Source organism: Peribacillus sp. SIMBA_075, assembly GCF_046534585.1.
Window position 1 is genome coordinate 1 of the sequence record NZ_JAWRYN010001597.1, and the last position, 236, is coordinate 236.

Annotated in this window: 1 protein-coding gene; it reads right to left on the reverse strand. The window is 40.7% G+C overall.

Features of this window, described 5'->3' with window-relative positions; genetic code table 11:
• Positions 1-236, reverse strand: a 236-nt coding sequence (locus SB775_RS33815) for a chorismate-binding protein (RefSeq protein ID WP_410865667.1), incomplete at both ends; no start/stop codon positions are given.

Sequence of the window (236 nt, forward strand, 5' to 3'; positions counted from 1 at the left end):
CCGCCAAGAGCTGGTGTTGGGTGTAATTCTTCTACCATTGTTAAAAGACTCGCATCGCCGTTTGCCTCTACAGGCGTATATAAATGAATTAAGTTTTTCGTTGTTAATAAGCCCGGACTTTCCGGAATATTAACGGATTCGCAGTGCTCATTGAGTACTCCTCGAATCATGTTCACAACATAACCGTGTTCAGCTAAATTCTTTTCATCATGAAGAAGCGCATTACTATTTCGTTT